The following is a 21,928-nucleotide window of genomic DNA, read 5'->3' on the forward strand; positions in this document are numbered from 1 at the left end:
CATTTATTTTACAAAACCTTATCACATTTTTGTAAAAAGGAAAACCAGTACTCTTCTATGAGCACTGGCTATTTGTTCTACAGCTTGAACTTACTAATCAATGTGTTTAGTCTGCTTGCTAAATCTGACAGTAGTTCAGAGTGATCAGAGATCGTTTCCATAGAACTATTTGTTTGCTGAACAGAGGCAGAGGTTTGCTCAATTCCTGCTGCAGATTGTTCGGAAACTGCTGCAATGTTATCAATTGATAAATTGATCTCGACCGTACTTCCTGCGATTATATCGAGGTTTTCGGAAATGCTCCGGATGCGTTCAACCATGACGGTAACTGCATCGTGGATATCCTCGAATGTTTGACCTGTTACTCGAATTTGTTTAGCCCCTTCATCCACCTGACTATATCCATCTAGTAAGACGCGGGCAACAGAATTCGATTCTTTTTGAATGCTGTTAACAATATCAGTGATGTCTTTAACTGAATGAGATACTTGCTCTGCAAGCTTTCGAACTTCATCAGCTACAACAGCAAACCCTCTCCCATGTTCACCCGCACGAGCAGCCTCAATTGCCGCATTAAGAGCCAAAAGATTGGTTTGATCCGCAATATCGCGAATGACCTTAACAAGAGTGGAGATTTGCTTTGTTTGTTCATCGAGTCCTTTTACCTTTTCCACAGAGAATTCCATGATGCTGTTAATTTTGTTCATTTGCTCTGTTGAAGCGTTCATGAATTCATGACCCTTTTTCGTCATTTCTAAAACATGTTCAGATGACTCATTAATTTGACTTCCATTTTGGTTAGCTGTCTGGATTTTCCCAGCATATTCCTCCATCATTTTTGCTAATTGCGTTGACGAATGCGCTTGTTCCTCAGCCCCAGTTGACAGTTCTTGGACAGTAGAAGCAATTTGCTGACTCGCAGCCTTCACTTCGCTTGATGAAATCATCAATTCTGAACTCTTTGAAGCCACTTGGTCAGAGACAGTTGTTATTTCACGTATCATGGAACGAAGGCTCGAATTCATTACATTTAACGATTTGCTCAACAATCCGATTTCATCCTGTCCTTTAATTTCTATCTCTTCGACCTTTAGGTTCCCATCGGCAACACGATTTGAAATGATCACCAAATTTTTTAGCTGTTTGCCAATATTACGACCAATCATAACTAGGCTCAAAATGGCGATGATAGTTGATGCCACAATTGAAACAAGTAATACAACAATTGTTCCGGAAACATTTGAATTTGCTGCTGTTATCGAACGATCACTCTTCACTTTTATATTAGCCCGTAGCTGATCCAATTGTCGGACAGTATCCTTAATAATTTGCTCTGCTTCTTGGCTAGATTCAATTGAACTTAGCTTATTCGCTGAAACAACTGCCGGGAAAACTTTATCGTCAAACAAAGTAGTGAGCTTTTGTTTATTTTCACCAACTTTGTTATAGAGTTGAAGCTCAATTGTTGTCAGAGACGGTTTTAGTTCCTTTGATAATTCGTCATATTGTTTACTTAAATCTTGAAAGGCCGTCACATGTTTGCCATTGCTGTCTTGTATGTAAATACTAATCTCACTTCCTAGTTGATTGAAAACGCTCGCTATCTCAGTAATGAGAATTGATTGCTCTCCGCTTTTCTTCACTTCTTTCATTTCATTGCTAATATTAAAAAGTTGAATAAAAATGATGAAGGCTGATAAACAAAATAATAGAATCGTAAAGGTAAGCGCAACACCAAATTTATAGCCTATCTTTAAGTTGTGCCACCAAGCCGTTAGTTTAATTGATGACTTTTTACCCACTACTTTTTCCCCTTTTTTTCTTTTTGACCCCTTCAATCTTCTGCCCCCTTTGGTAAACTCTCTCTCTATTTTTGATGTGTTGATAAATAAAATCGCTTTCACTATTTCTTATTATAGTAGAAATTGTCACACTTTGGAATAAATTCTGTTAATTTGTCGATAAAAAGCTTCCGGTATTGGGTTCGGCTATCCTCCTGTGGTAAAATGTATTAGTTATTGACTTTATTCAACTGAAGTTTGAAACCTCAGTTGAATAAAGTCAAAGCCTCCGGCGGATGCCTCAGATTTTCAAAGGAAATTTTCGAGCTTAAGATCAAAGACTAAGAACGCCACTTCCTGTGGCAACGTCTTTGTGACCCACCTCGTGTGGGCCTAGAAAATCTGGGCGCAAATACACCAAGGCGTATTTGATAAATGATTAAGGAGCAAGAGAATGAACATTGTTGTAAGTACATTAAATGCAAAGTATATCCATACAAGTCTGTCGATTCGGTATTTAAAGGCATATGCCGCGCCTGAATTTGATGTAACACTGGCTGAATACACCATTAAAGATCCAGCCATGAACATCGTTACTGATTTGTATCGAAAAAAACCAGATGTAATTGGCTTCAGCTGTTACATTTGGAATATTGAAGAAACGATTAAAGTTATTAAAATGCTCAAAAAAATAAATCCGGAGCTAGTCATCATTCTAGGTGGTCCAGAGGTGACCTATGATGTGCATGACTGGTTAGAACGCATTCCAGAGGTTGATTTCATAGTCATAGGTGAGGGTGAAGAAACGTTTAAAGATCTACTTACGGCTATACGTGATGGTGAAAGCACAGATGAAATAAGTGGTGTTGCTTTCCGTACAGAGGAACGATTAAAGATCAATCCACAGCGAAATAAACTAAACTTAAAAGAATTGCCAACACCTTTTCGATTTGAAGAGGATCTTCCTCATTTGTCAAAACGTGTAACATATATTGAGACAAGCCGCGGTTGTCCATTTAATTGTCAGTTTTGCCTATCATCCATCGAGGTCGGTGTCCGCTATTTTGATCGTGAAAAAGTCAAGGACGATATTCGCTTTTTAATGGACCATGGAGCAAAGACCATCAAATTCGTTGACCGAACCTTCAATATTAGTAGAAGCTACGCGATGGACATGTTCCAATTTTTAATTGATGAGCACCGACCAGGAACGGTTTTCCAATTTGAAATAACGGCAGACATTATGCGCCCTGAGGTCATCGACTTTTTAAATAAAAATGCTCCTGCAGGATTATTCCGGTTTGAAATCGGTGTCCAATCAACAAATGACCTAACAAACGAGTTAGTGAAACGGAAGCAAAACTTCTCAAAGCTACAGCGTACGGTCATGATGGTTAAAGAAGGTGGAAAAATTGATCAGCATCTAGACTTAATTGCCGGTCTTCCTGAGGAGGATTACCAATCCTTCCGAAAAACCTTTAATGATGTATTTGAGATGCGACCTGAGGAGCTACAGCTTGGCTTTTTAAAAATGCTTCGAGGAACTGGAGTACGAATTCGTGCAGCAGAGCATGATTATAAATATATGGATCATTCACCATATGAGATTCTTGGAAATAATGTCTTGAGCTTTGCTGATATTACACGAATTAAACAGGTTGAAGACGTGCTTGAGAAATATTGGAATGACCATCGAATGAATGAAACCGTGGAATATTTGGTAACCCATATCTTTGAAACGCCATTTGATTTCTTCCAAGACTTCGGGACCTATTGGGATGAACGTGGCTGGTCACGAATTGGGCACCAGCTGGAGGATTTATTTAAACGTCTCTACGATTTTCTTCAAGACACAAAGATTGAGCAGCTTCCTATAATTGAAGCAATCATGAAATATGATTATTTAAGAAACCAAAAATACAAGCCACGTAAACCATGGTGGGAGGACCTTGTTAGCAAACAAGATCGAGCGACTTTCTATCAGGAGATTGTGGAAAATCCAGATGCATTAGGTGAGGAATTTAGACAATTACAGCTTCAGGAAAAAGATTTGTACAAGCATACGGTTGTTGAAAAAATTCCATTTGACCTTGAGACTTATAAACAAACGGGTGAAGTTACACTTCAGGATACGTATCTGCTTGTTTATTTTGACCCAATTGAAAGACAAGCTAAAGTCTTTTCTCGTAAAGTTTTATAAAGAAAGAGTCAGCACAGCTGACTCTTTTTGTTATTCACCCGTACTATTACCTTTTTTCGAATTACGATTTGCGCCCTTCATTGGATTTTCATAATCTGCTTCTGCAGAAAACTCAGTGTCAGGCATGCTTTCTTTTGGTGTAAAATTGCTTTTTCTTGCAGCATCAAATTTTACTTTCCGTTTCATGTGTTACCCCCCTTTTAATCTTTAGTTTTCACCATGAATACGTCCTCCATAAATGGTAAAATCCACCTCAACGGAGAAATTTCAACTTCAGTTGTTGAATTGCTTCAGGACAATCCAGGTACTTCCGTCTTAAATGAGATATTTAAGTCGAGGCTCTCATCTCTGACCAAAAATTTGCATAAGTCCACCACTTTATAAATTGTCTTACCTTGGCTAACACTAACATAAAACCTAAAGTGCGAGGTGTATATCAATGACCAAAGAGAAAAAGGAACCGGAAGAAATCGAATCACCTATTTTAGACGAAACAATGCCCCATCAAATCTCATCCCCATCCTTTAAAGGGACCGGAATTAAAATGCAAGAACCATTTGTCAATGAACATGGAGTCGTAATTGGGGACAGTCTGTATAATTCACCAAATTCTCCACTTAATAATTGGAGTGATGAAACAGACCCAGAGATCATGGCTGGTGACGAATGGGTCCATCCGACCAATGACATCGGCTGGAACACAACTGAAAACCGTGAGCTATTGGAAAGCAAGAAACAACCTAAAAGGGTACCCTTCATGCACCCGTCCAAGGACACAAGCTACGGTAATGATTGAAAAAGAGCACCATCATAGGTGCTCTTTTATTATCCAATTATCAGTCTTTCTTTCGGGTAGTGATAATTAGCATCCTTGCCTCTCTTTCCAATAATAAAGATAAAGTTTAGGATTCCTACCCTTCCGATAAACATGAGAAACATAATAAGAAACTTTCCAAAGTTACTTAGGTCAGGGGTGATCCCCATCGATAATCCACATGTACCAAATGCAGATGCAACCTCGAAGAAAATTTGAGTAAACGTAAAGTTCTCCGTAATGGTTAATATGAAAATCGAGAGAAAGCATGTGAAAAAAGCAAAAATCGTCACAATCAGTGATTTTTTTATATCTTCTTCATGGATCTCACGTTTAAAGATTTTAATTGATTTATTCCCTCTTGCGAAATTAAATAAAAATAATATATTAATCGCAAATGTCGTTGTTCGGATTCCCCCACCAACAGAGCTAGGTGAAGCTCCAATAAACATCATTGCACCTAAGAACAGTAAAGTAGGCTCTGAAAACTGGTTGACATCCATCGTTGCAAGCCCAGCACTTCTGGTTGTAACAGATTGGAACAACGAATAGAAGAAGGTTTCATGCCAGGCCATTCCTTTAAAGAAATGATTGTATTCGATAAGAAAAATCACTAAGGTTCCAAAAACAACTAGTGACAGAAACGTAACTGTTGTTAACTTCGCAAATAACGAAAAACGATATCTGCCCTTTTTATGAAGCAGAAAATCTTTTATTTCTACTAAAACCGGAAAGCCAATTGCTCCTAAAATAATTAAGATAATCGTAATAAATTGAATAAAATAATCATTAGCATACGGTACCAACGAACTTCCTGTTATGTCAAACCCAGCATTTGTGGTCGCACTAACAGCCGCAAAAATACCATTGATAAAAGCTTCCTGCCACGTATCAAAAAATTGCATAAAATAAAGACCTAAAATTAAACTGCCGAAGAACTCAATCCCAACCATTATGATAATAATTTGTTTAAGCAGGTTTACCAGTCCTGAAAGCTGTGATTGGTTCTGATCAGCCATTATTAAACGTCTCTCTCGTAGACCAATCTTGCGGCGAAATAATAACCAGATGAACGTTCCCATTGTCATAATTCCAATTCCGCCAACCTGCAACACAAATATTAAAATAAAAATTCCTGCAACCGTGTATGTATCTTTAATTGATATAACACTTAATCCAGTTACACTAACTGCACTTGCCGCTGTAAATAACGTATCAATGAAAGAAACATGAACACCCTCCTTAATCGCGATAGGAAGGCTTAATAAAATAACGGAAATCGTAACGGCTAATAGATAGAACGCAAAAATTAATTGAGCCGGTGTCAGCTCATTAATATACAAATTTATTTTTTTCCACATTTTCTTTCACCCTAACATCTTTGTCAAATCTATTCCTTTATATTAAAGAATTCATTCTCATTTTGAAAGACTTTTTTCGGTTATTATCAAAGTTTTCGATGTCTAGCTCCAGCGCCTAGCCCCTCGAGGTCATAAGCAAATCCGCAAGAAGGATTAAACTGCATCCTTCCCGCCGGCTTTTCTTATGCTTGTCGGGGCTGGGCAAGGCGCTTGCGCTTTTAATTTTAGTATGCATTTCCAGTATTGAAATTAATAATCTCCTTATACTAAAGATACAACGAGTTATACGTTGTTCTATAATTGAAAAGGAGTGAGAGTCATGGCTAGAAGCAGTAACAAATTGCTTGTTCCTGGAATCGAACAGGCTTTAGATCAAATAAAGTTTGAAATTGCCCAAGAATTTGGTGTTAAGCTTGGTTCAGATACAGTGTCTCGTGCAAATGGTTCAGTAGGTGGCGAAATTACAAAACGCCTAGTGGCACAAGCACAGTCCCAATTAAAAGGCGAATAAAAAACTTCATAAAATGGAAAAAAGCCGAGGTTATCCCTCGGCTTTAATCATCGTTTCCTTTATGGTTGTTGCCATTATTGTGATTCCCGTTATTGCCATTGTTTCCGTTATTTCCGCGATTGTTGTTTTCTTTACCTTGTTTTTTCTCTTCCTGTTTCTGCTGTCTTTCTTCTTGCTTACGCTGTTTCTCTTCCCACTTTTGATCCATTTTTTCGAACTTTTTCTCTTTTATATGTTCTGGCATATTGGAGTTTTCTATATTGTTTTTGACTTTATCTCTTATCTGTTCTTTTTTCTCTTTAAGCTCTTCTTGCACTTCTTCTGCCCTTTGTTTTTGAGTATTCTTAAACTCGTTTAGATCTTTTTGTTGCTGGGCGTCTTCCTGCTGGTTATTTGTATTTTTATCTGTCTCTGCAGGCTTAGTCTTCATTTCTTCGACTGGTTTAGGAACTTTGTTTTCTTTAATTAACAGTTTACCTGTAGACATACCCTTTTCTTTAGCAGCATTTCTTGTTTCAACCGTACTGGTTACAGAGGTAACTGCAATTTGCTCTTTTTCATATTCTGCTTTAATTTCTTCAATTCCTTGCTGGAGCTCTTGGTCCACCTTTTGGTTATGTGTGTCTGCAACAACCGTTGTAATTAAAACTTGCTTTCCATCGTTAAGATAGCCATTATCTTTACTATGTTGAATGATTTTTTCCGTAATGGAATCGAGCGTGCTATTCTTCCAATCCGGAATGGATTCCAATAGTTCCTTTGCCTCGTCGTTTAAAGCTTCTAGACTTACGACTTGAAGGTTTTCATCTAATCCCACTTCAAAGCTTGGATTGATGTCAATGGACATGTAAGCATACACTTCATCATTCGATGAAAAAGGTATAAATAAAGATAATAATAAAATTGCAACTAAAGAACTTGCAAGTGCGTAACGCCATTTCTTTACCTGAAAGAAACGACGATTTGAAGTATGGCTTACCCGTTCATTGATTGGGAAAAAAGACATTTCCTCACCAATTTCATAGCTTTCCTTCAAATGTTTGGCTTTTACGAATTCACCGTCAGGGGTTAGCATCGTAATATATTCATCGTTCACATCCATAACGATCCCCTTTTTCAACTTTCGAGCACCCCTTTTAGATAATCTTTTAAATAGACATAGTCGCCAGATAAAATGATGGCCATTGCAATAATGTACTTCCGATTTCTCTCAATCGTTTTACGACTGACGCTTACTTTCGATTCAAGCTGCTTAATCGGAAGCTGTTTCTTATCAAACAACCCTCGTCTTAACTCTTCATTTTCAACAACGGCTTTTGATACCATAATCGCGTTTTGTCTAGCATCTGCATGTTTTGGTGAGATTTCAAGCAACTCGTGAAATGACAAGCCAAATTCCTGCAATACATGATGAAAATGGAGAATCTCTTCTTTTCTTTGTTCTTGCTCCACTTTCCTTTGGTAATCATCGACAGAAAGGTGAGCCTCAATTTTCGATTGTGCCCCTTCCTCATCTGTTTCACCATTCGAGATAAAATTAATATTCCTTACACGTGCTTCTTTACGGATGAAATCAATCACCCGTCGTTTAACGAGAAGTTCACTAAACGATAAAAAAGAGCTACCTTTTTCACTCGAATATTTTTCAATGGCTTCATTAAACGCAATAAGTCCGATACTGAATTCATCGTCCGATTCATTTATATATCGTTTACAAACGGCAGACACATTTTTTGCAATAAAGGGTTTATAGTCTTCTATTAGTTTATTTTGTAGGTTTGGATTTCCATTTTGAATCTCAATAACGGTTTCTTCCAGAGTGCTTTTTCGCTTTCCAATTTTAAATAATAGACTCAGCACTGGTTTCACCTCAATTTCTCTGTACTATCTGTTAATAGTAGCAAGAGATGAAAGCGAGATTCAATAACAATTTTTCACATTATGAGGCTTATACAAAAAATATTACAAAAGTACTAATACCAAAGACCACTCTTTATTTGAAAGGTGACAAGCTTTGTAACATATATTTCTTTTCGGTTACATTCCAAGTTTCGTTTGTAATGTTTGACTCATTTACAGTTTACGTCATCGGTTTTCTTTTTGAGGGGGTAAATATTATTTTTACTCATTATTTTTTTCGTAAATATCCCCAGGTTTATATTACCATCATTGCTGCGCCAGTTTAAGGAAACAATACTCACAAAAAGGAGAGTAGGAAAACTTATGCATACAATGTGGAAAGGCTCCATCAGTTTTGGACTAGTAAATATACCGATAAAGCTTTTTTCAGCAACTGAAGACAAAGACGTAAAACTCCGAAATCTTCATAAAGAATGCAATACCCCCATTCAATACGAAAAAACTTGTCCGAATTGCGAAAAAGACGTTGGGAATGACGATATCGTAAAGGGTTATGAATATGTAAAAGGGAAATTTGTTATTTTGAGTGATGAGGAACTAAAAGAACTTAAGGACGAGCATGAGGATAAAAGCGTGGAAATCATTGATTTTGTTAAGCTCGAGGAAATAGATCCAATTTATTTTAGCCGCTCTTATTTCATGGGACCGGGTGAAAATGGTAGTAAAGCATACGCACTACTTCGAGAGGCATTACAAACATCAGGAAAGATTGGAATTGCTGAAATTACGATACGTTCAAAGCAACAAATGGCGATTATCCGTGTCTATAAAAACAGCCTTGTGATGGAGACGATCCATTATCCTGATGAAGTTCGCAATGTCGCTGAAGTTCCTGGCGTCCCCGAAAATGTCGAAATTAATGAAAAAGAGCTCGATACGGCTATTATGTTGATTGATCAACTAACGACCGAATTCAATCCAGAAAAATATAAAGATGAATACCGCACTGCTCTTATGGAGCTTATCGAATCAAAAATTAATAATAATGAAGGAACGACATCTAAGGAAGCCCCTCGTACAAATGTTGTAGACCTTATGAGTGCCTTACAAGCCAGCATCGAACGGACAAAATCAAAAGAAACAACTTCATCCAAAAAAGCCGCTGCGCCAAAAGGAAATGCAAAACCGAAAGCAAAGCAAGAGGCACCTACAGGTACTGATAAGAGCACTACTGTAAAACCAAAAACAAGAACAACCCGTAAAAAAGTTGGTACATGATAGGGTCTCCTTTCTAAAGGGGTAGCAATAAAGGAGTGAAACGATGCTAAAGCCAATGCTTCCAACTCTTATTTTTGAAGCCCCTACTGGACCAAACTGGGTATACGAAATTAAGTATGATGGATTCCGGGCAATGCTGCATTGGGACAATGATCGTATCCAGTTGATCAGTAGGAACGGAAACCTTCTTAATGAACAGTTTCCTGAGATCATTAAACAATGTGAAGGACTTTCAGATGTAATGAAACCGTACCTACCACTTGTTTTCGATGGGGAGCTTTGCATATTAGAATCACCTTTTAAAGCAAGCTTCGAGCTTATTCAGCAACGAGGTCGATTGAAGAGTGAAGCTAAAATTGCCCAAGCATCTGCATCCAAACCCGCTCATTATTTGGTTTTTGATTTATTGGTGTTTGGGAGCGAAAATCTCATGAAAAGAAATTTCCAAGACCGAAAAACGACATTATATGATCTCTTTGCAGATGTTAAACTGCCTAGTGTTGTTGATCCAACCAATCAAGAACTCATCCAATTAGTTACATATGAACAAGATTTCCATTCAATCTGGGCAGTAGCAACTCAAGCTAATGCTGAAGGGATTATTGCAAAAAAGATTCATAGTACATGGGATGAAGGCAAGCGTACAACAAATTGGTACAAAATAAAAAATTGGCAGGTTGGCGCCTTTTTTATTCTGGGCTACGACAAAAAGAATGCCTTTTTCCATGTTGGTGTAATGAAAAAGAATGAAATATATGAGATTGGCTTGTTTTCACATGGTCTTTCTCCAGATGAACGACATGCGCTTCTTGGGGTCATTCAAGCGAATGCAATTGAGGAAACTACTGGCTTTATTAAAGTAGAACCTGGCATTTGCGTCGAGCTTTTTTATTTGGAATTGTATAAAGAGCAACTGCGGCAGCCTAGCTTTTCAAAATTCCGGTTTGATGTAGAGTGGCAGGACTGCACATGGGAAAAACTTGTCCGGAAAACACCGCTTTTACCTGAAGAGATCGAAATCACCCATCCTGAAAAACCACTCTGGAAAGATAAATCTATTACAAAGCTTGAGTACATCCACTATTTAGTGGAGGTTTCTCCATATATGCTACCATTTTTAAAGGAGCGTTTATTAACAGTCATTCGTTATCCACACGGAATGTATGGTGAAAAGTTTTACCAAAAAAATTGTCCTGATTATGCACCCGATTTTATCCAAACCTCGATGTCCGAAGGGATTGAATATATTGTTTGTAATGATTTAAAAACTCTCACATGGTTAGGGAATCAATTGAGTTTCGAATTTCATATCCCGTTTCAAACCATTTATTCAAAAGGACCATCGGAGATCGTTTTTGATTTGGATCCTCCTTCTCGAGATGCTTTTCCATTGGCAAAAAGGGCTGCGACAATTTTAAAAGAAGTTTTTGATGGTCTTAAATTGATTTCATTTGTAAAAACATCTGGAAATAAGGGATTACAGATCTATATTCCACTTCCAGAAAATCAGTTTACATATGATGATACAAGACAATTTACAGAATTTGTCGCTAACTATTTAACAACGATGGAACCCGATCTTTTTACAACAGAGAGACTTAAAAAGAACCGCGGCAACCGGCTATATGTCGATTATGTCCAGCATGCTGAGGGAAAAACAATTGTCGCTCCATATTCAGTTCGTGGGAATGATGGGGCGTATGTTGCGACTCCACTTTATTGGGAAGAGATAACAGATGATTTGTCCATAGAAGATTTTCCGTTGGAGTCGATTATTGAGCGAATCAATGAAAAAGGCTGCCCCTTTGCACATTATTTTGATGCCAAAGATGAACAGCCATTTGAACCAGTGTTGGAGTTTTTGCGGCAGAAGTAAGTTGGACGCTGGGCTGCCGGGTAAGAGTGGATTTTTTTAGAAATCGGTTTGGATGAAGGGCATTTGGTAATTGTTTTTTGGTTGAATTGCTCTTCATCCGGCTTATGAAGGGGATTTGGTGATTGGTTCTTGCTTGATTTCCTATTCATCCGGCTTATGAAGAGGATTTGGCGATTGGTTCCTTGCTTGGTTTCCTCTTCATCCGGCTTATGAAGAGGATTTGGCGATTGGTTCCTTGCTTGGTTTCCTCTTCATCCGGCTTATGAAAAGGATTTGGCGGTTGGTTCTGGATTGATTTCCTCTTCAACTGACTAATTTGATTTAGCATTTTCCAAAACCATCCAAAAGTCTACCTATATCTTGCACTTATGTCATAACTTTTTCCAATCATATCCATAACCCCACTTATATCTACCACTTATACTACGACGTTTTCCAGAAATATCCATAAGTCCACTTTTATCACCATCTTATGTTACTACTTTTTCCAACAATGCCCAAAAACCCTCTCATATCTCCATTTTAAGCTATACCATTTTCCAAATATCCCCAAAAGTCTACTCATAAACCTCATATCCCTAATCCCCTTCAACCCTCCTCCTCGTTTCTTTATCAAACAAACTATACACGATCGGAATTACAAATAATGTCAACAAAGTGCTACTTAATAAGCCCCCGATAACGGTTATTCCCATTGGTTGGTTGATTTCAGAGCCTTCGCCAATGCCAAATGCAAGAGGTAACAAACCTAAGATTGTCGTTGAGGCTGTCATCATCACCGGGCGTGTACGATCTTTTACCGCCACCACAATAGCCTCGTAAGATCCCATACCTTCTTCTTTCTTCTTATTGATATAATCCACGATCACAATCGCATTGTTGACGACAATACCCGCTAGGACAATAATTCCAATGATGGCGGTAATTCCGATTGGAGTATTTGTGAAAAAGAGACCAATCGCAACCCCGATCACCATTAACGGAACCGTAAACATAATCACAAATGGATATTTAAATGACTCAAATTGTGCAGCCATGACGAAGTAAATCAATGTTAAGGCTAGAACAAATGCCATCAGCATTTGATCCATCGAGGACTCCAACAGCTCTTTATCACCACTGTAGACAATATCCGTTTCATCTGATAGACCCAGCCTCGCCACCTCTTCATCAATTTTTTTCGAAATCGCGCCCAGATTGGTTGTCGACACATATTTCACTGTAAATTGTACGGCATGTTGTTGGTCAATTCTGCGAACCGTTAATGGTCCTTCACCAATTTCAATTTCAGCCACCTCATCTAATGGAACAAATGTATTTGCTTGTGTTTTTAAAAGCAGATTCCGAAGGCCATCAATATGATTGGTAAACTCTCGGTTATAGCCGACATTGACAGGATAAATATTCTTTTCTTGATCAATTAACTGTAGAGCTCGTGTACCTCTTGTCACATCATTGACCGTTGATGCAATTTGTACAGGCGCAAGCCCCTCTTCAAACGCTTTTTCTTTATCAATCGTAATTTGGAGCTCATCAATTGTTTTCGAAACATCTGTTGAAACTTCTGTAACATCCTTCAACGTTACAAGTGCTCCCGCAATTTTATCTACTGCTTCATCGAGCCGTCCCTTATCTGTATCCTTTACATGGAACTGCAATGTGTTCGGTGTTGAACCTGACGAAGATTGTAAATTGAATTTAACAACTGCCTCTGGATGTAGCTCGCTTACCGAAGACTCGATTTTCTGCTTCGTATCATCGACAAATTTGAACGTTGATCGCTCTCGTTCCTCAAACCCAACCATTTTCACATAAATTTCCGCTTCGTTGGTACTTCCTCCTCCTCGAAAGCTTTTTTCTTGAGTTGAGCCAATTAAACTAACATAGACATCAACTTCTGGTTCCTCTTCTAATTGCTTTTCAATTACATTGACTGCTTTTTGCGTTTCATTTAGTGGTGTACCATTTTCAAGCTTCATTTTTATTGTAAAAAAGCCCTCATCGCTTTTCGGAATGAATTCCGTTCCTACCGTAAAGAGCCCAAATAGACTTACCCCAAACATCACTAGAGTCATCAACAGTACAATGAAGCGATGCCTCAATGACCATCTTGTTGCATTCTCTAAAAAACGCATCCCTCTTGATGCCTGACGTCTTTTTTCAAGGTTCTCGTTTGGTCTTTTTAAAAATCGACTCGCTAGCATCGGCACCACAGTTAACGCGACAATGAGGGATGCAAATAAACTAAATGCAATGGTAACTGCAAATTCCGTAAACAGCTCTCCAATTAAACCGGTTATAAAGACCACAGGTAAAAAAACGGCAACCGTCGTTAAGGTTGAAGCAATAATTGCGGTTCCAATTTCTTTTGTTCCCTCTGCAGCAGCCTGCTTTGGCTCCTTCCCCATTGATAAATGGCGGTAAATGTTTTCGATTACGACGATTGAATTATCGACGAGCATTCCAATCCCAAGGGCAAGTCCACCTAATGTGAGAATATTTAATGAGAAATCTGAAAAATACATGAGCACAAAGGTAACAATGACCGAATATGGAATCGCAATACCGATGATGAGTGGACTCTTTACATTTCTCAGGAAGAAAAAGAGCACAATCATTGCAAATAATCCGCCTAGCAACAGGGTACTGGTGATGTTGCCAATGGCTATTTTGACGTATTCTCCTTGGTCAAACAAGATATCAGCTTGAACATTTTTATACTTTTTCTGAGCAAGCTTTTTTTCTAATTCCACTTGAAAACTTTCCGAAACTTTCGCTGTATTGGCATCTGATTCCTGAAGAACACTTACAAGCATGGCGGGCTCCATGTTCGCTCGTGTAATGGTATTCTGTGATTCAGGGACAATTTTAATTTCGGCTAAATCCGCTAAAACCACTTTTTCACCTAAGATGGGGTCAATTGTAATCGCAAGCTCCTCTAATTCGTCTACAGAATTCAAACTACTAATAACTCTTGTCGTAAGCTCCTTGCCTTCAGATTCAATTGTATTTCCTGGAAGTGAAACTGCATTGGCCCGAAGGATGTTAACAATATCGGTCTGTGTGAGAGCATACTCTTCTAATTTTTCTTGATCTAATTCCACTTTTATTTCATCTGACACAACACCAGACAGATTTACATTTGCGACACCTTCGACTTTATTGAGCTCAGTTACCAACCCTTCGGCAATCTCTTGTTGGCCTTTTTCATCCCCTTCCATACTCAAGGACAATTGAATGACTGGAAACTGTGACGGGTCAAATTTTAAAAATCGAGGGGACTCCGCGTCATCTGTAATTTGTGTTTGATTGATGCGGCTTAAAATTTCGTTTTCAATATCATCAATCGATGTTGTCCATGAAAACTGTAATAAAATGAAAGATGCACCTTCTTGGGATGTCGAGGACATTGTTTTTAATCCTGGCAATGTAGACAGACTTTGTTCAAGAGGTTTGGTGACCTTTTCAGAAACTTCATTTGGACTTGCTCCAAAATAGTTCGCTACAACCACACCAACAGGAGGATTAATATCCGGGATTAATTTTAATGGAATATTCATTAAGGAAACGATCCCTAAAATAATCACTAAAAACATAGAAACCAATGTAAAAGTTGGTCGTTTTATTGAAAACTTGCTGATTTGCATCGATCCGTTCCTCTTTTCTAGAAATGTACAACACAATTGCCATTATGCCCATTTCATAAAAAAACTGTACACCCAAAACGAGTGTACAGTTTCTTATTTCTGAAGGTTATTCCTTTAAGTCTTCGATTGAGTCAATGTCCATGTAAGCTGGTACGACTAATCCAATTTTTGTGCCTTCTAGGTTTGAACCGAGGTCTTCAAATTTGCCGTCATATTTTTCTACATAGTCCGCATGTGTAACTGGTAACCAACCAGAGACATGTGCATCAACTGAGCCATCCGCTACACCAGTCCACATTGGACCAGCTTCTACTTGACTCATTTTTACCTTATAACCTAAATCTGTTAAAACTTTAGCAACAACATTTGTACTTGCGATTTCACTATCCCACGCTACATAAGCTAATTTTACTTCTTCACCATTACCTTCTTGTACACCCTCAGTCCACTCTGCAACTTTTTCAGAATTCTCTTCAATCCATTTTGTAGCTGCTTCTTCAGGTTTAGTACCTCCATTAATATCTACCATTACATTCCCCATATCATCTGCAGTCCAATTGAATTGTTCTAACAATTTATGAACCCCTGGTAGATCATCTTTTAGCCCTAGGCGTGCAATACTATGAATATTTTCTTCCCCGCCATATACTCCTTTTGGATCTTCAAGATACTTTAGCTCAAAAGCAGAAAATTTCCAGTGTGGGGTCCAACCTGTGATGATAATAGGTTCTTCTTTGTCATAAGCCTTCTTTAGTGCCGCAGTCATTGCTGCACCAGAGCCTTCTACTAATGTCCAATCCTCAAGGCCATACTCTTCAATTGCTGAACCTGTTGCTTTCATGATTCCTGCACCTGGGTCAATCCCAATAATCTTATAATCTACACTTTCTCCAACTGAATCTGGTGTTGAACCAGCTTTATCAGAACCTCCACCACATGCGGCAAGCCCTATTGTTAATCCAATTGCTAATGATGCTTTTACTACTTTTTTAAACATTATGCCGTTCCCCCTTGTTTCTTTTTTCCTATATTTTGAGTAATCCGGTCTAGTATGATTGCAACTATAACAATTGCTAGACCAGCTTCAAAACCAGTTCCTGTTTGTAGTTGTGTTACTGCACGGTATACATCTGCTCCTAGTCCTGGTGCACCTACCATTGAGGCAATAACTACCATAGATAAAGCAAGCATAATACTTTGGTTAATACCAGCCATAATTGTAGGTTTCGCAAGTGGTATTTGCACTTTCAATAACCTTTGTTTTGTTGTTGACCCAAAGGCTTCAGTTGCTTCAATTAAGTCCTTTGGTACCTGTGTGATTCCTAGAATCGTTAATCGAATCGTAGGTGGCATCGCGAAAATGACAGATGCTACAACCCCTGGTACAACACCAATATTGAAGAAAAAGATTGCCGGTAATAGATACACAAAGGCTGGCATTGTTTGCATAAAGTCCAGTATCGGTATGACAATATTGCCCACTGTTTTACTTTGTGATGCCCATATTCCTAATGGGATTCCGACGATAACGGATATTCCAACAGAGGTTAAAACAAGGGCAATTGTTTGAAGCATATTGTCCCAATATCCTAAATTATCAATGAGGAGTAATCCTACTAAAGTAAATAGAGCAATTTTCCAATTACAAACTTTCCAAGCTACTACACCTATAATAAGTGCCAATAAAATGGAAGGGACAAATCCTAATCCTCCAACAATCCCTTCGACAAATCCTTCAAGTCCTGTTGCAATTCCTTCAAATAAAAATTCAAAGTTTGATACTAACCAATCGATAAAAACGTCAATCCAATCAGCTATTGGCAACTTTGGTAATAAACCTTCCATCATAATACCTCCCTTTCATCACTTGGAGGGAGTTGTTCAGCCCCAAAGTCATTTATATATGTGTTGTTTCCTGCAAGTGCACCAATGACCGCACCTCGAATGACAATTCCCTTGAGACGATTTTGGTCATCAACAACTGCTACTGGAATCGTCGCTTGTGATACATCATCAAATAAATCAACAAGCAATGTACTAGTTTCAACGGTTTTAAGATTTTTCTCCATGACATCTGCCAATGTTAAATTTTGCTCAACTGCTTTCGATGCTTCTACTGCACTTACAGCGCCCAAAAGCCTATTCTGCTTGTCAACGACATAAACAGTTGATAAACCGTTATCCTTCATAATTTTAAGAGCAAGTCTTGCACCTTTATCAACCTGAACGGTTTCGGCACGTTTGACGATATGTCCAGCTGTTAGCACCTTAGACAAATCGACATCCTCGACAAATCTTTCTACATATTCATTAGATGGATTCATAAGTATTTCTTCAGGGGTTCCGATTTGGACGATATTGCCGTCCCTCATTAAGGCAATACGGTCACCGATTCGTAATGCTTCATCAAGGTCGTGCGTAATAAAGACGATTGTTTTTTCCATTGATCCTTGTAATTCAATCAATTCATCTTGCATGTCCTTACGAATCAAGGGATCAAGGGCGCTGAATGCTTCGTCCATTAATAAAATATCCGGGTCATTAGCGAGGGCTCTTGCAAGTCCTACACGTTGTTGCATCCCACCACTGAGCTGGTCAGGATATTGATGTTCATAGCCTTCTAGACCAACTAGGTTAAGAGCTTCCAATGCTTTTTGTGAGCGATCTTGTTTAGGTACGCCTTGGATTTCTAGGCCATATTCCGTGTTTTGGAGAACCGTTTTATGTGGGAATAATGCGAAGCGCTGAAAAACCATACTCATTTTTTTCCGACGAACTTCACGGATTTCTTCTTTATTCATGGAGACGACATCTTTTCCATCGATAAAAACATGGCCTGATGTTGGTTCTATTAATCTATTTAAAAGACGAACCAATGTCGATTTTCCACTACCTGATAAACCCATAATGACAAAAATTTCACCTGGATAAACCTCAAAGCTGGCTTGATTCACACCCACTGTTGAGCCTGTACTTTTTAAGATTTCTTGCTTGGTTTTTCCTTCTTTTAATAGTTGGATTGCTTTTTTAGATGAGCGTCCAAATATTTTTGTTACATTAGAAACCTTTATTTTTACTTGTTTTTCACTTTCCATTCTGTCACCTCAATTTTTCTTGATGATATAACCCGAACAATTATTTGATATTCTTACAAAGCCAATAAAATACCGTTGTAGAAAGCAATTAGTAACTATGACCTATTAATTGTAGTAATAATATCCAAATTTCACAAAAGGGATATAACGGGATATTCGGTCGTAAAGTTTGTAAAGTTAAAACTGTACGTACTTTACATTCTTCATTCTTAAAATTCCTCCAATATCCTCCATAATCCTTTTAGCAGCTCCCCTTTACAATCCATCTCCAAATATGTAGGCTATATATATTAAAAGACTTTGTTGTAGGATGTGAATCTATTTGCAAGGCGAAGACAAACTAGAAAAAGCTCGAGAACGTGTAATTGATGCGATCGCTCAAAATATGAATTTATATGGGGTAACTCCTTCTGTTGGCCGACTCTGGGGTCTCATGTATTTTCAAGATGAGCCGATGACACTTGATGACATGAAACAAGAGTTAGGCATGAGCAAAACCAGTATGAGTACCTCTGTTCGAAACTTAGTGGAATTAAAAATGGTCGATAAGGTGTGGAAAAAAGGGATACGAAAAGATCTATATGAGGTTGAGGAAGATTGGTATCAAACCTTTATTGATTTTTTTACGATAAAGTGGAGAAGTGGTATTTCCATGAATGTCAGCGCCATCCAAAAATCATTATCCGACCTTAAAGAGCTTATAAAGGACGAGCAAGTAAGCAATGAAATTAAAGTAGAAGCTGAAAGTGATATTTTAAAGTTAAATAAAGCATTAGAATACTATTTCTGGCTCAACCGGCTAGTAGACAGCTTTGAATCTCATGAAATCTTTACATTTGTTCCAAAAAAGTAACGTTTATGAACGTTGCTTTTTTCATTTTAAAAATAGATTACGATTCACTTATTTACTTCATCAATTTGTCCGAACTTCATACCCTACAATATGGGGGTGAAAAAATGCCATTATGGGGCTGGCTGTTAGTCTTTTTTGGAGGGTTACTCCTCGTAGGTTTTGTAGCTGACCGAATTTCAAAAAAGAATCGTTCTACCGACTCCCGCAAAATACAAAAGCAAGTCGATGAAGTCAAGAACAACCATTCCAATTATCATCACTTTTTATAAATGAAGAAAGCAGCCCGATATTAAAAACGGGCTGCTTTTTCATTATGCCTGTACTTCCTGTGCTTCTGGGTAGTCATTGTCCACCAATGCAGTATCTTCTGTTAATTGATAACCTGCAATTGTTACGAGACCAAGCATGAATAACAGCATTAATTTTTTCATTTTCCCATCTCCTTTTTTAACTCTTAATTTTTATTGATATAGGTGACTATGTTTTTTCAAAGACGAGATTGCCTTTGAAAAATAATAGCTTGCTAACTTATATTTATGATTTTCTTGATAGATTTTCCCTAGTTTCTCTGCATAATAAGCTATGTAGAGATGATGTTCGATGCCTTCAAAATACGTCAATGCATCTTTTTCAATAAACTTTACTAGATTTTCAGAATTCTGTAGTAAATAATCATAATAGATAAAATGAATGTTGAATTCAGTTAAATCTTGATGCTTCTCCACAATTGCAAATCCTTCGTGAAGCCATTTTTTGCAATGATCATAATCCTCGATTTTATGGTATTCTTCGATTAAACCATGGATTGAACGTAGCCGACCAGCAACCATTTGCTCTTCTTTGTGCTCGAGGCTTTTTCTATATTGTTCGATAGCCAAACTAGATTTTCCAAGTTTAGAATAAAGGACAGCTTGATTATGGTAAATCAATCCTAATAAAGATGGATCATTTATTCCTTCAGCTACCTTTGTTGCTAATAAATAGTTTTCTTCGGCCATTTCAAATTCATTTATTTTTTCATAGCTGATACCCAGTAAAATTTGACATTCAGCACTTCTTTTTAAATCATAAAGAGACTGATAGATGGCTAGTGCCTTTTGGATATACACGATACTTAAGGCTAATTTTCCCAATCGATTATGATTTAGCCCTTTATAATAATACAGATCAGCTGTTTCCCAGCTTTCAAAATGTACACTACTTGTTAAAATTTCTTCGGCTACCTTAAAATGCTCCATTGCAATAGAAAATTGGCTTTTAAAATAATAAAATTGACCTACAATTTTTTCATAAAAATAGTTCATACGGATATCAAATATATCCTTATATAATTCAATTTTCTTAATTTGCGCTTCGGCTTTGTCTAATTGTTTGATAAAAATAAAATATCGTAACTCAAAGAGGACAAAGAAAATGGCAACCCTTGAATCATTTGTATTCTTACTTTCATAGGATTCATAAAAAGCAATCACTGGTTCCCTTTTTCGTGCAACCATTAGGTGGTACCAATCATGAAGCTCCCTTAATTGCTCATATTCTTCACTTTCTATCAGCTTGATTCCTAATCGTTCACATAATAATTCAAGAACCTCAATACTTGCCGAGGTTTGGTTGTTTTCAATTTTTGAAAGATAAGAAATTGAGATAATCTCGTTTGCCAGCTCTTCTTGTGTCATATTTTTTTGAATTCGAAAGAAACGTATTCTGCTTCCTATCTCCATATTTCATACCCTCTCATTGGCTTGACTGCATATATACTCTTTCTAGAAAAATGGTAAAATTCCTCTTTTTAACATTAGGTAAAAAGACTCATTTTTTTGGTTTGGGGCACAAAGACGTTTCGACAGAAGTGGCGACAACATTCTTTAAACAATTCTTTAAAAATCCTATGCTCCACATATCCTAGTTATGTAAAATCGCAACGAAATAAACATTTAGTACTATATGTAAAAACGGTCCCACAGTTCGGGACCGTCTTCTTATTTTTTCTTTACTTTTGCAAGTTCTGTAGAACCAGCAGTTGCCTGCCCGCTTCCGATCTTTTCAAACGTTTCAACTACATCAAAATTAGTAATGACCATTGGTGTAATGGTGCTTGCTGCTTTTTCTTTTACTAAATTAAGGTCAAAGGTTACCAATTCAGTTCCAACCTCGACTTTGTCTCCTTCTTTTACATGAGTGGTAAATCCTTCCCCCTTCATGTTCACTGTCTCAAGACCAATATGTATGAGAAGTTCTAAACCAATTTCTGTTTTAATTCCAATTGCGTGTTTTGTTGGGAAAACTTGTATAATTTCTCCTTTAACAGGTGAAACGATTTTTCCTTCAGACGGCTCAATTGCAAGCCCATCTCCCATCATTTTTTGAGAAAATACTGGGTCTGGTACCTCTTCTAAAGCCAGAATTCTACCAGTCGCTGGGGCAATTAGCATTTCCTCATTTTTTTTATCTTTACTACCAAATAATTTCTTAAACATAATAAACCTCCAAAATTAAAGATATGTTTAGTTGTATCATACCCAGAACAAGAAAAAAAGAATTATGAATCGAATAAATTACTTTTACATTTTTCCGAAATATTGTTCAATATCCTTGTATGAAGATGAAGGATAATTGGAGAATATGTCGAATTTAATGATGTAGTATTCAGAG

The 21,928-nt window shown here is 37.6% G+C and carries 18 protein-coding genes and 1 pseudogene; 7 read left to right on the plus strand and 12 right to left on the minus strand.

All coding sequences use genetic code 11. The features are described 5' to 3' along the window. Window positions 1-77: 77 nt before the first annotated feature. Window positions 78-1,025: a methyl-accepting chemotaxis protein gene (locus DZB84_RS25615; RefSeq protein WP_411266257.1), complete on the minus strand. Its 948-nt coding sequence runs from the start codon at window positions 1,023-1,025 to the stop codon at window positions 78-80. A 9-nt stretch (window positions 1,026-1,034) separates the two neighbouring features. Continuing rightward, window positions 1,035-1,652: pseudogene (locus DZB84_RS25620) on the minus strand (HAMP domain-containing protein); the annotation flags it as partial. Window positions 1,653-2,235: 583 nt separating this feature from the next. On the opposite strand from DZB84_RS25620, the gene DZB84_RS04320 reads away from it, so the two are divergent. Continuing rightward, on the plus strand, window positions 2,236-3,981 hold the full coding sequence (locus tag DZB84_RS04320) for a B12-binding domain-containing radical SAM protein (protein ID WP_116351040.1): 1,746 nt from the start codon (window positions 2,236-2,238) through the stop codon (window positions 3,979-3,981). Between the two features lie 30 nt (window positions 3,982-4,011). Here DZB84_RS04320 and DZB84_RS24810 read toward each other — a convergent pair whose 3' ends face one another. Beyond that, window positions 4,012-4,167 carry a hypothetical protein gene (locus DZB84_RS24810; RefSeq protein ID WP_099354306.1) on the minus strand — a complete coding sequence of 52 codons (156 nt, stop codon included), beginning with the start codon at window positions 4,165-4,167 and terminating at the stop codon, window positions 4,012-4,014. A gap of 253 nt (window positions 4,168-4,420) precedes the next feature. On the opposite strand from DZB84_RS24810, the gene DZB84_RS04325 reads away from it, so the two are divergent. After that, a complete protein-coding gene (locus DZB84_RS04325) occupies window positions 4,421-4,777 on the plus strand; it encodes a DUF3905 domain-containing protein (protein WP_116351041.1) in 357 nt (118 codons plus the stop codon). A 29-nt stretch (window positions 4,778-4,806) separates the two neighbouring features. Here the strand turns inward: DZB84_RS04325 and DZB84_RS04330 are convergent, their stop codons facing one another. Beyond that, the gene (locus DZB84_RS04330) at window positions 4,807-6,156 is read right to left on the minus strand and encodes a TrkH family potassium uptake protein (RefSeq protein WP_116351042.1); all 1,350 of its coding nucleotides are present in this window, start codon (window positions 6,154-6,156) and stop codon (window positions 4,807-4,809) included. Window positions 6,157-6,475: 319 nt separating this feature from the next. On the opposite strand from DZB84_RS04330, the gene DZB84_RS04335 reads away from it, so the two are divergent. Then, window positions 6,476-6,667 (plus strand): alpha/beta-type small acid-soluble spore protein, encoded by a 192-nt coding sequence (locus DZB84_RS04335; RefSeq protein WP_116351043.1) that lies wholly within the window; start codon window positions 6,476-6,478, stop codon window positions 6,665-6,667. 43 nt (window positions 6,668-6,710) lie between these two features. Here the strand turns inward: DZB84_RS04335 and DZB84_RS04340 are convergent, their stop codons facing one another. After that, window positions 6,711-7,787: an anti-sigma factor domain-containing protein gene (locus DZB84_RS04340; protein ID WP_116351044.1), complete on the minus strand. Its 1,077-nt coding sequence runs from the start codon at window positions 7,785-7,787 to the stop codon at window positions 6,711-6,713. Then, a complete protein-coding gene (gene sigI, locus DZB84_RS04345; RefSeq protein WP_116351045.1) occupies window positions 7,784-8,536 on the minus strand; it encodes an RNA polymerase sigma factor SigI in 753 nt (250 codons plus the stop codon). Before sigI ends, DZB84_RS04340 begins: the two co-directional genes overlap by 4 nt. Before the next feature lie 354 nt (window positions 8,537-8,890). Between sigI and ku the strand changes: the two genes are divergently transcribed. Together ku and DZB84_RS04355 are read left to right on the plus strand one after the other, a co-directional pair. Further along, on the plus strand, window positions 8,891-9,805 hold the full coding sequence (gene ku, locus DZB84_RS04350; protein WP_116351046.1) for a non-homologous end joining protein Ku: 915 nt from the start codon (window positions 8,891-8,893) through the stop codon (window positions 9,803-9,805). Window positions 9,806-9,848: 43 nt separating this feature from the next. After that, on the plus strand, window positions 9,849-11,681 hold the full coding sequence (locus DZB84_RS04355) for a DNA ligase D (RefSeq protein WP_116351047.1): 1,833 nt from the start codon (window positions 9,849-9,851) through the stop codon (window positions 11,679-11,681). Window positions 11,682-12,259: 578 nt separating this feature from the next. Here the strand turns inward: DZB84_RS04355 and DZB84_RS04360 are convergent. The 4 genes from DZB84_RS04360 to proV form a co-directional block, all read right to left on the minus strand. Beyond that, complete coding sequence (locus tag DZB84_RS04360; RefSeq protein WP_116351048.1) at window positions 12,260-15,328, minus strand: efflux RND transporter permease subunit; 3,069 nt, start codon at window positions 15,326-15,328, stop codon at window positions 12,260-12,262. 106 nt (window positions 15,329-15,434) lie between these two features. After that, window positions 15,435-16,325, minus strand: a complete 891-nt coding sequence (locus tag DZB84_RS04365) for a glycine betaine ABC transporter substrate-binding protein (RefSeq protein ID WP_116351049.1) — start codon at window positions 16,323-16,325, stop codon at window positions 15,435-15,437. Continuing rightward, window positions 16,325-17,173: an ABC transporter permease gene (locus DZB84_RS04370; RefSeq protein WP_116351050.1), complete on the minus strand. Its 849-nt coding sequence runs from the start codon at window positions 17,171-17,173 to the stop codon at window positions 16,325-16,327. Before DZB84_RS04370 ends, DZB84_RS04365 begins: the two co-directional genes overlap by 1 nt. Beyond that, window positions 17,173-18,423, minus strand: a complete 1,251-nt coding sequence (proV, locus tag DZB84_RS04375; protein WP_116351051.1) for a glycine betaine/L-proline ABC transporter ATP-binding protein ProV — start codon at window positions 18,421-18,423, stop codon at window positions 17,173-17,175. The genes DZB84_RS04370 and proV overlap by 1 nt, the downstream gene beginning before the upstream one ends. Window positions 18,424-18,745: 322 nt before the next feature. On the opposite strand from proV, the gene cudC reads away from it, so the two are divergent. Next, on the plus strand, window positions 18,746-19,276 hold the full coding sequence (gene cudC, locus DZB84_RS04380; RefSeq protein ID WP_116351052.1) for a choline uptake/conversion transcriptional regulator CudC: 531 nt from the start codon (window positions 18,746-18,748) through the stop codon (window positions 19,274-19,276). A gap of 104 nt (window positions 19,277-19,380) precedes the next feature. Then, a complete protein-coding gene (locus tag DZB84_RS24815) occupies window positions 19,381-19,545 on the plus strand; it encodes a hypothetical protein (RefSeq protein WP_154670425.1) in 165 nt (54 codons plus the stop codon). 192 nt (window positions 19,546-19,737) lie between these two features. Here the strand turns inward: DZB84_RS24815 and DZB84_RS04385 are convergent, their stop codons facing one another. After that, the gene (locus DZB84_RS04385; protein ID WP_116351053.1) at window positions 19,738-20,997 is read right to left on the minus strand and encodes a helix-turn-helix domain-containing protein; all 1,260 of its coding nucleotides are present in this window, start codon (window positions 20,995-20,997) and stop codon (window positions 19,738-19,740) included. A 258-nt stretch (window positions 20,998-21,255) separates the two neighbouring features. Beyond that, on the minus strand, window positions 21,256-21,753 hold the full coding sequence (locus DZB84_RS04390; RefSeq protein ID WP_116351054.1) for a PTS sugar transporter subunit IIA: 498 nt from the start codon (window positions 21,751-21,753) through the stop codon (window positions 21,256-21,258). Window positions 21,754-21,928: the final 175 nt, after the last annotated feature.

Source organism: Bacillus sp. HNG (assembly GCF_003400205.1).
Classification (GTDB): Bacteria; Bacillota; Bacilli; order Bacillales; family Bacillaceae_L; genus Ferdinandcohnia.

Coding starts and splice junctions, on each gene's coding strand:
- DZB84_RS04355 (WP_116351047.1), top strand. CDS start 9,849: ATGCTAAAGCCAATGCTTCCAACTCTTATTTTTGAAGCCCCTACTGGA.
- DZB84_RS04390 (WP_116351054.1), bottom strand. CDS start 21,753: ATGTTTAAGAAATTATTTGGTAGTAAAGATAAAAAAAATGAGGAAATG.
- ku (WP_116351046.1), top strand. CDS start 8,891: ATGCATACAATGTGGAAAGGCTCCATCAGTTTTGGACTAGTAAATATA.
- DZB84_RS04330 (WP_116351042.1), bottom strand. CDS start 6,156: ATGTGGAAAAAAATAAATTTGTATATTAATGAGCTGACACCGGCTCAA.
- DZB84_RS04370 (WP_116351050.1), bottom strand. CDS start 17,173: ATGGAAGGTTTATTACCAAAGTTGCCAATAGCTGATTGGATTGACGTT.
- DZB84_RS04385 (WP_116351053.1), bottom strand. CDS start 20,997: ATGGAGATAGGAAGCAGAATACGTTTCTTTCGAATTCAAAAAAATATG.
- DZB84_RS25615 (WP_411266257.1), bottom strand. CDS start 1,025: ATGAATTCGAGCCTTCGTTCCATGATACGTGAAATAACAACTGTCTCT.
- DZB84_RS24815 (WP_154670425.1), top strand. CDS start 19,381: ATGCCATTATGGGGCTGGCTGTTAGTCTTTTTTGGAGGGTTACTCCTC.
- DZB84_RS04320 (WP_116351040.1), top strand. CDS start 2,236: ATGAACATTGTTGTAAGTACATTAAATGCAAAGTATATCCATACAAGT.
- DZB84_RS24810 (WP_099354306.1), bottom strand. CDS start 4,167: ATGAAACGGAAAGTAAAATTTGATGCTGCAAGAAAAAGCAATTTTACA.
- DZB84_RS04365 (WP_116351049.1), bottom strand. CDS start 16,325: ATGTTTAAAAAAGTAGTAAAAGCATCATTAGCAATTGGATTAACAATA.
- DZB84_RS04335 (WP_116351043.1), top strand. CDS start 6,476: ATGGCTAGAAGCAGTAACAAATTGCTTGTTCCTGGAATCGAACAGGCT.
- DZB84_RS04360 (WP_116351048.1), bottom strand. CDS start 15,328: ATGCAAATCAGCAAGTTTTCAATAAAACGACCAACTTTTACATTGGTT.
- DZB84_RS04325 (WP_116351041.1), top strand. CDS start 4,421: ATGACCAAAGAGAAAAAGGAACCGGAAGAAATCGAATCACCTATTTTA.
- proV (WP_116351051.1), bottom strand. CDS start 18,423: ATGGAAAGTGAAAAACAAGTAAAAATAAAGGTTTCTAATGTAACAAAA.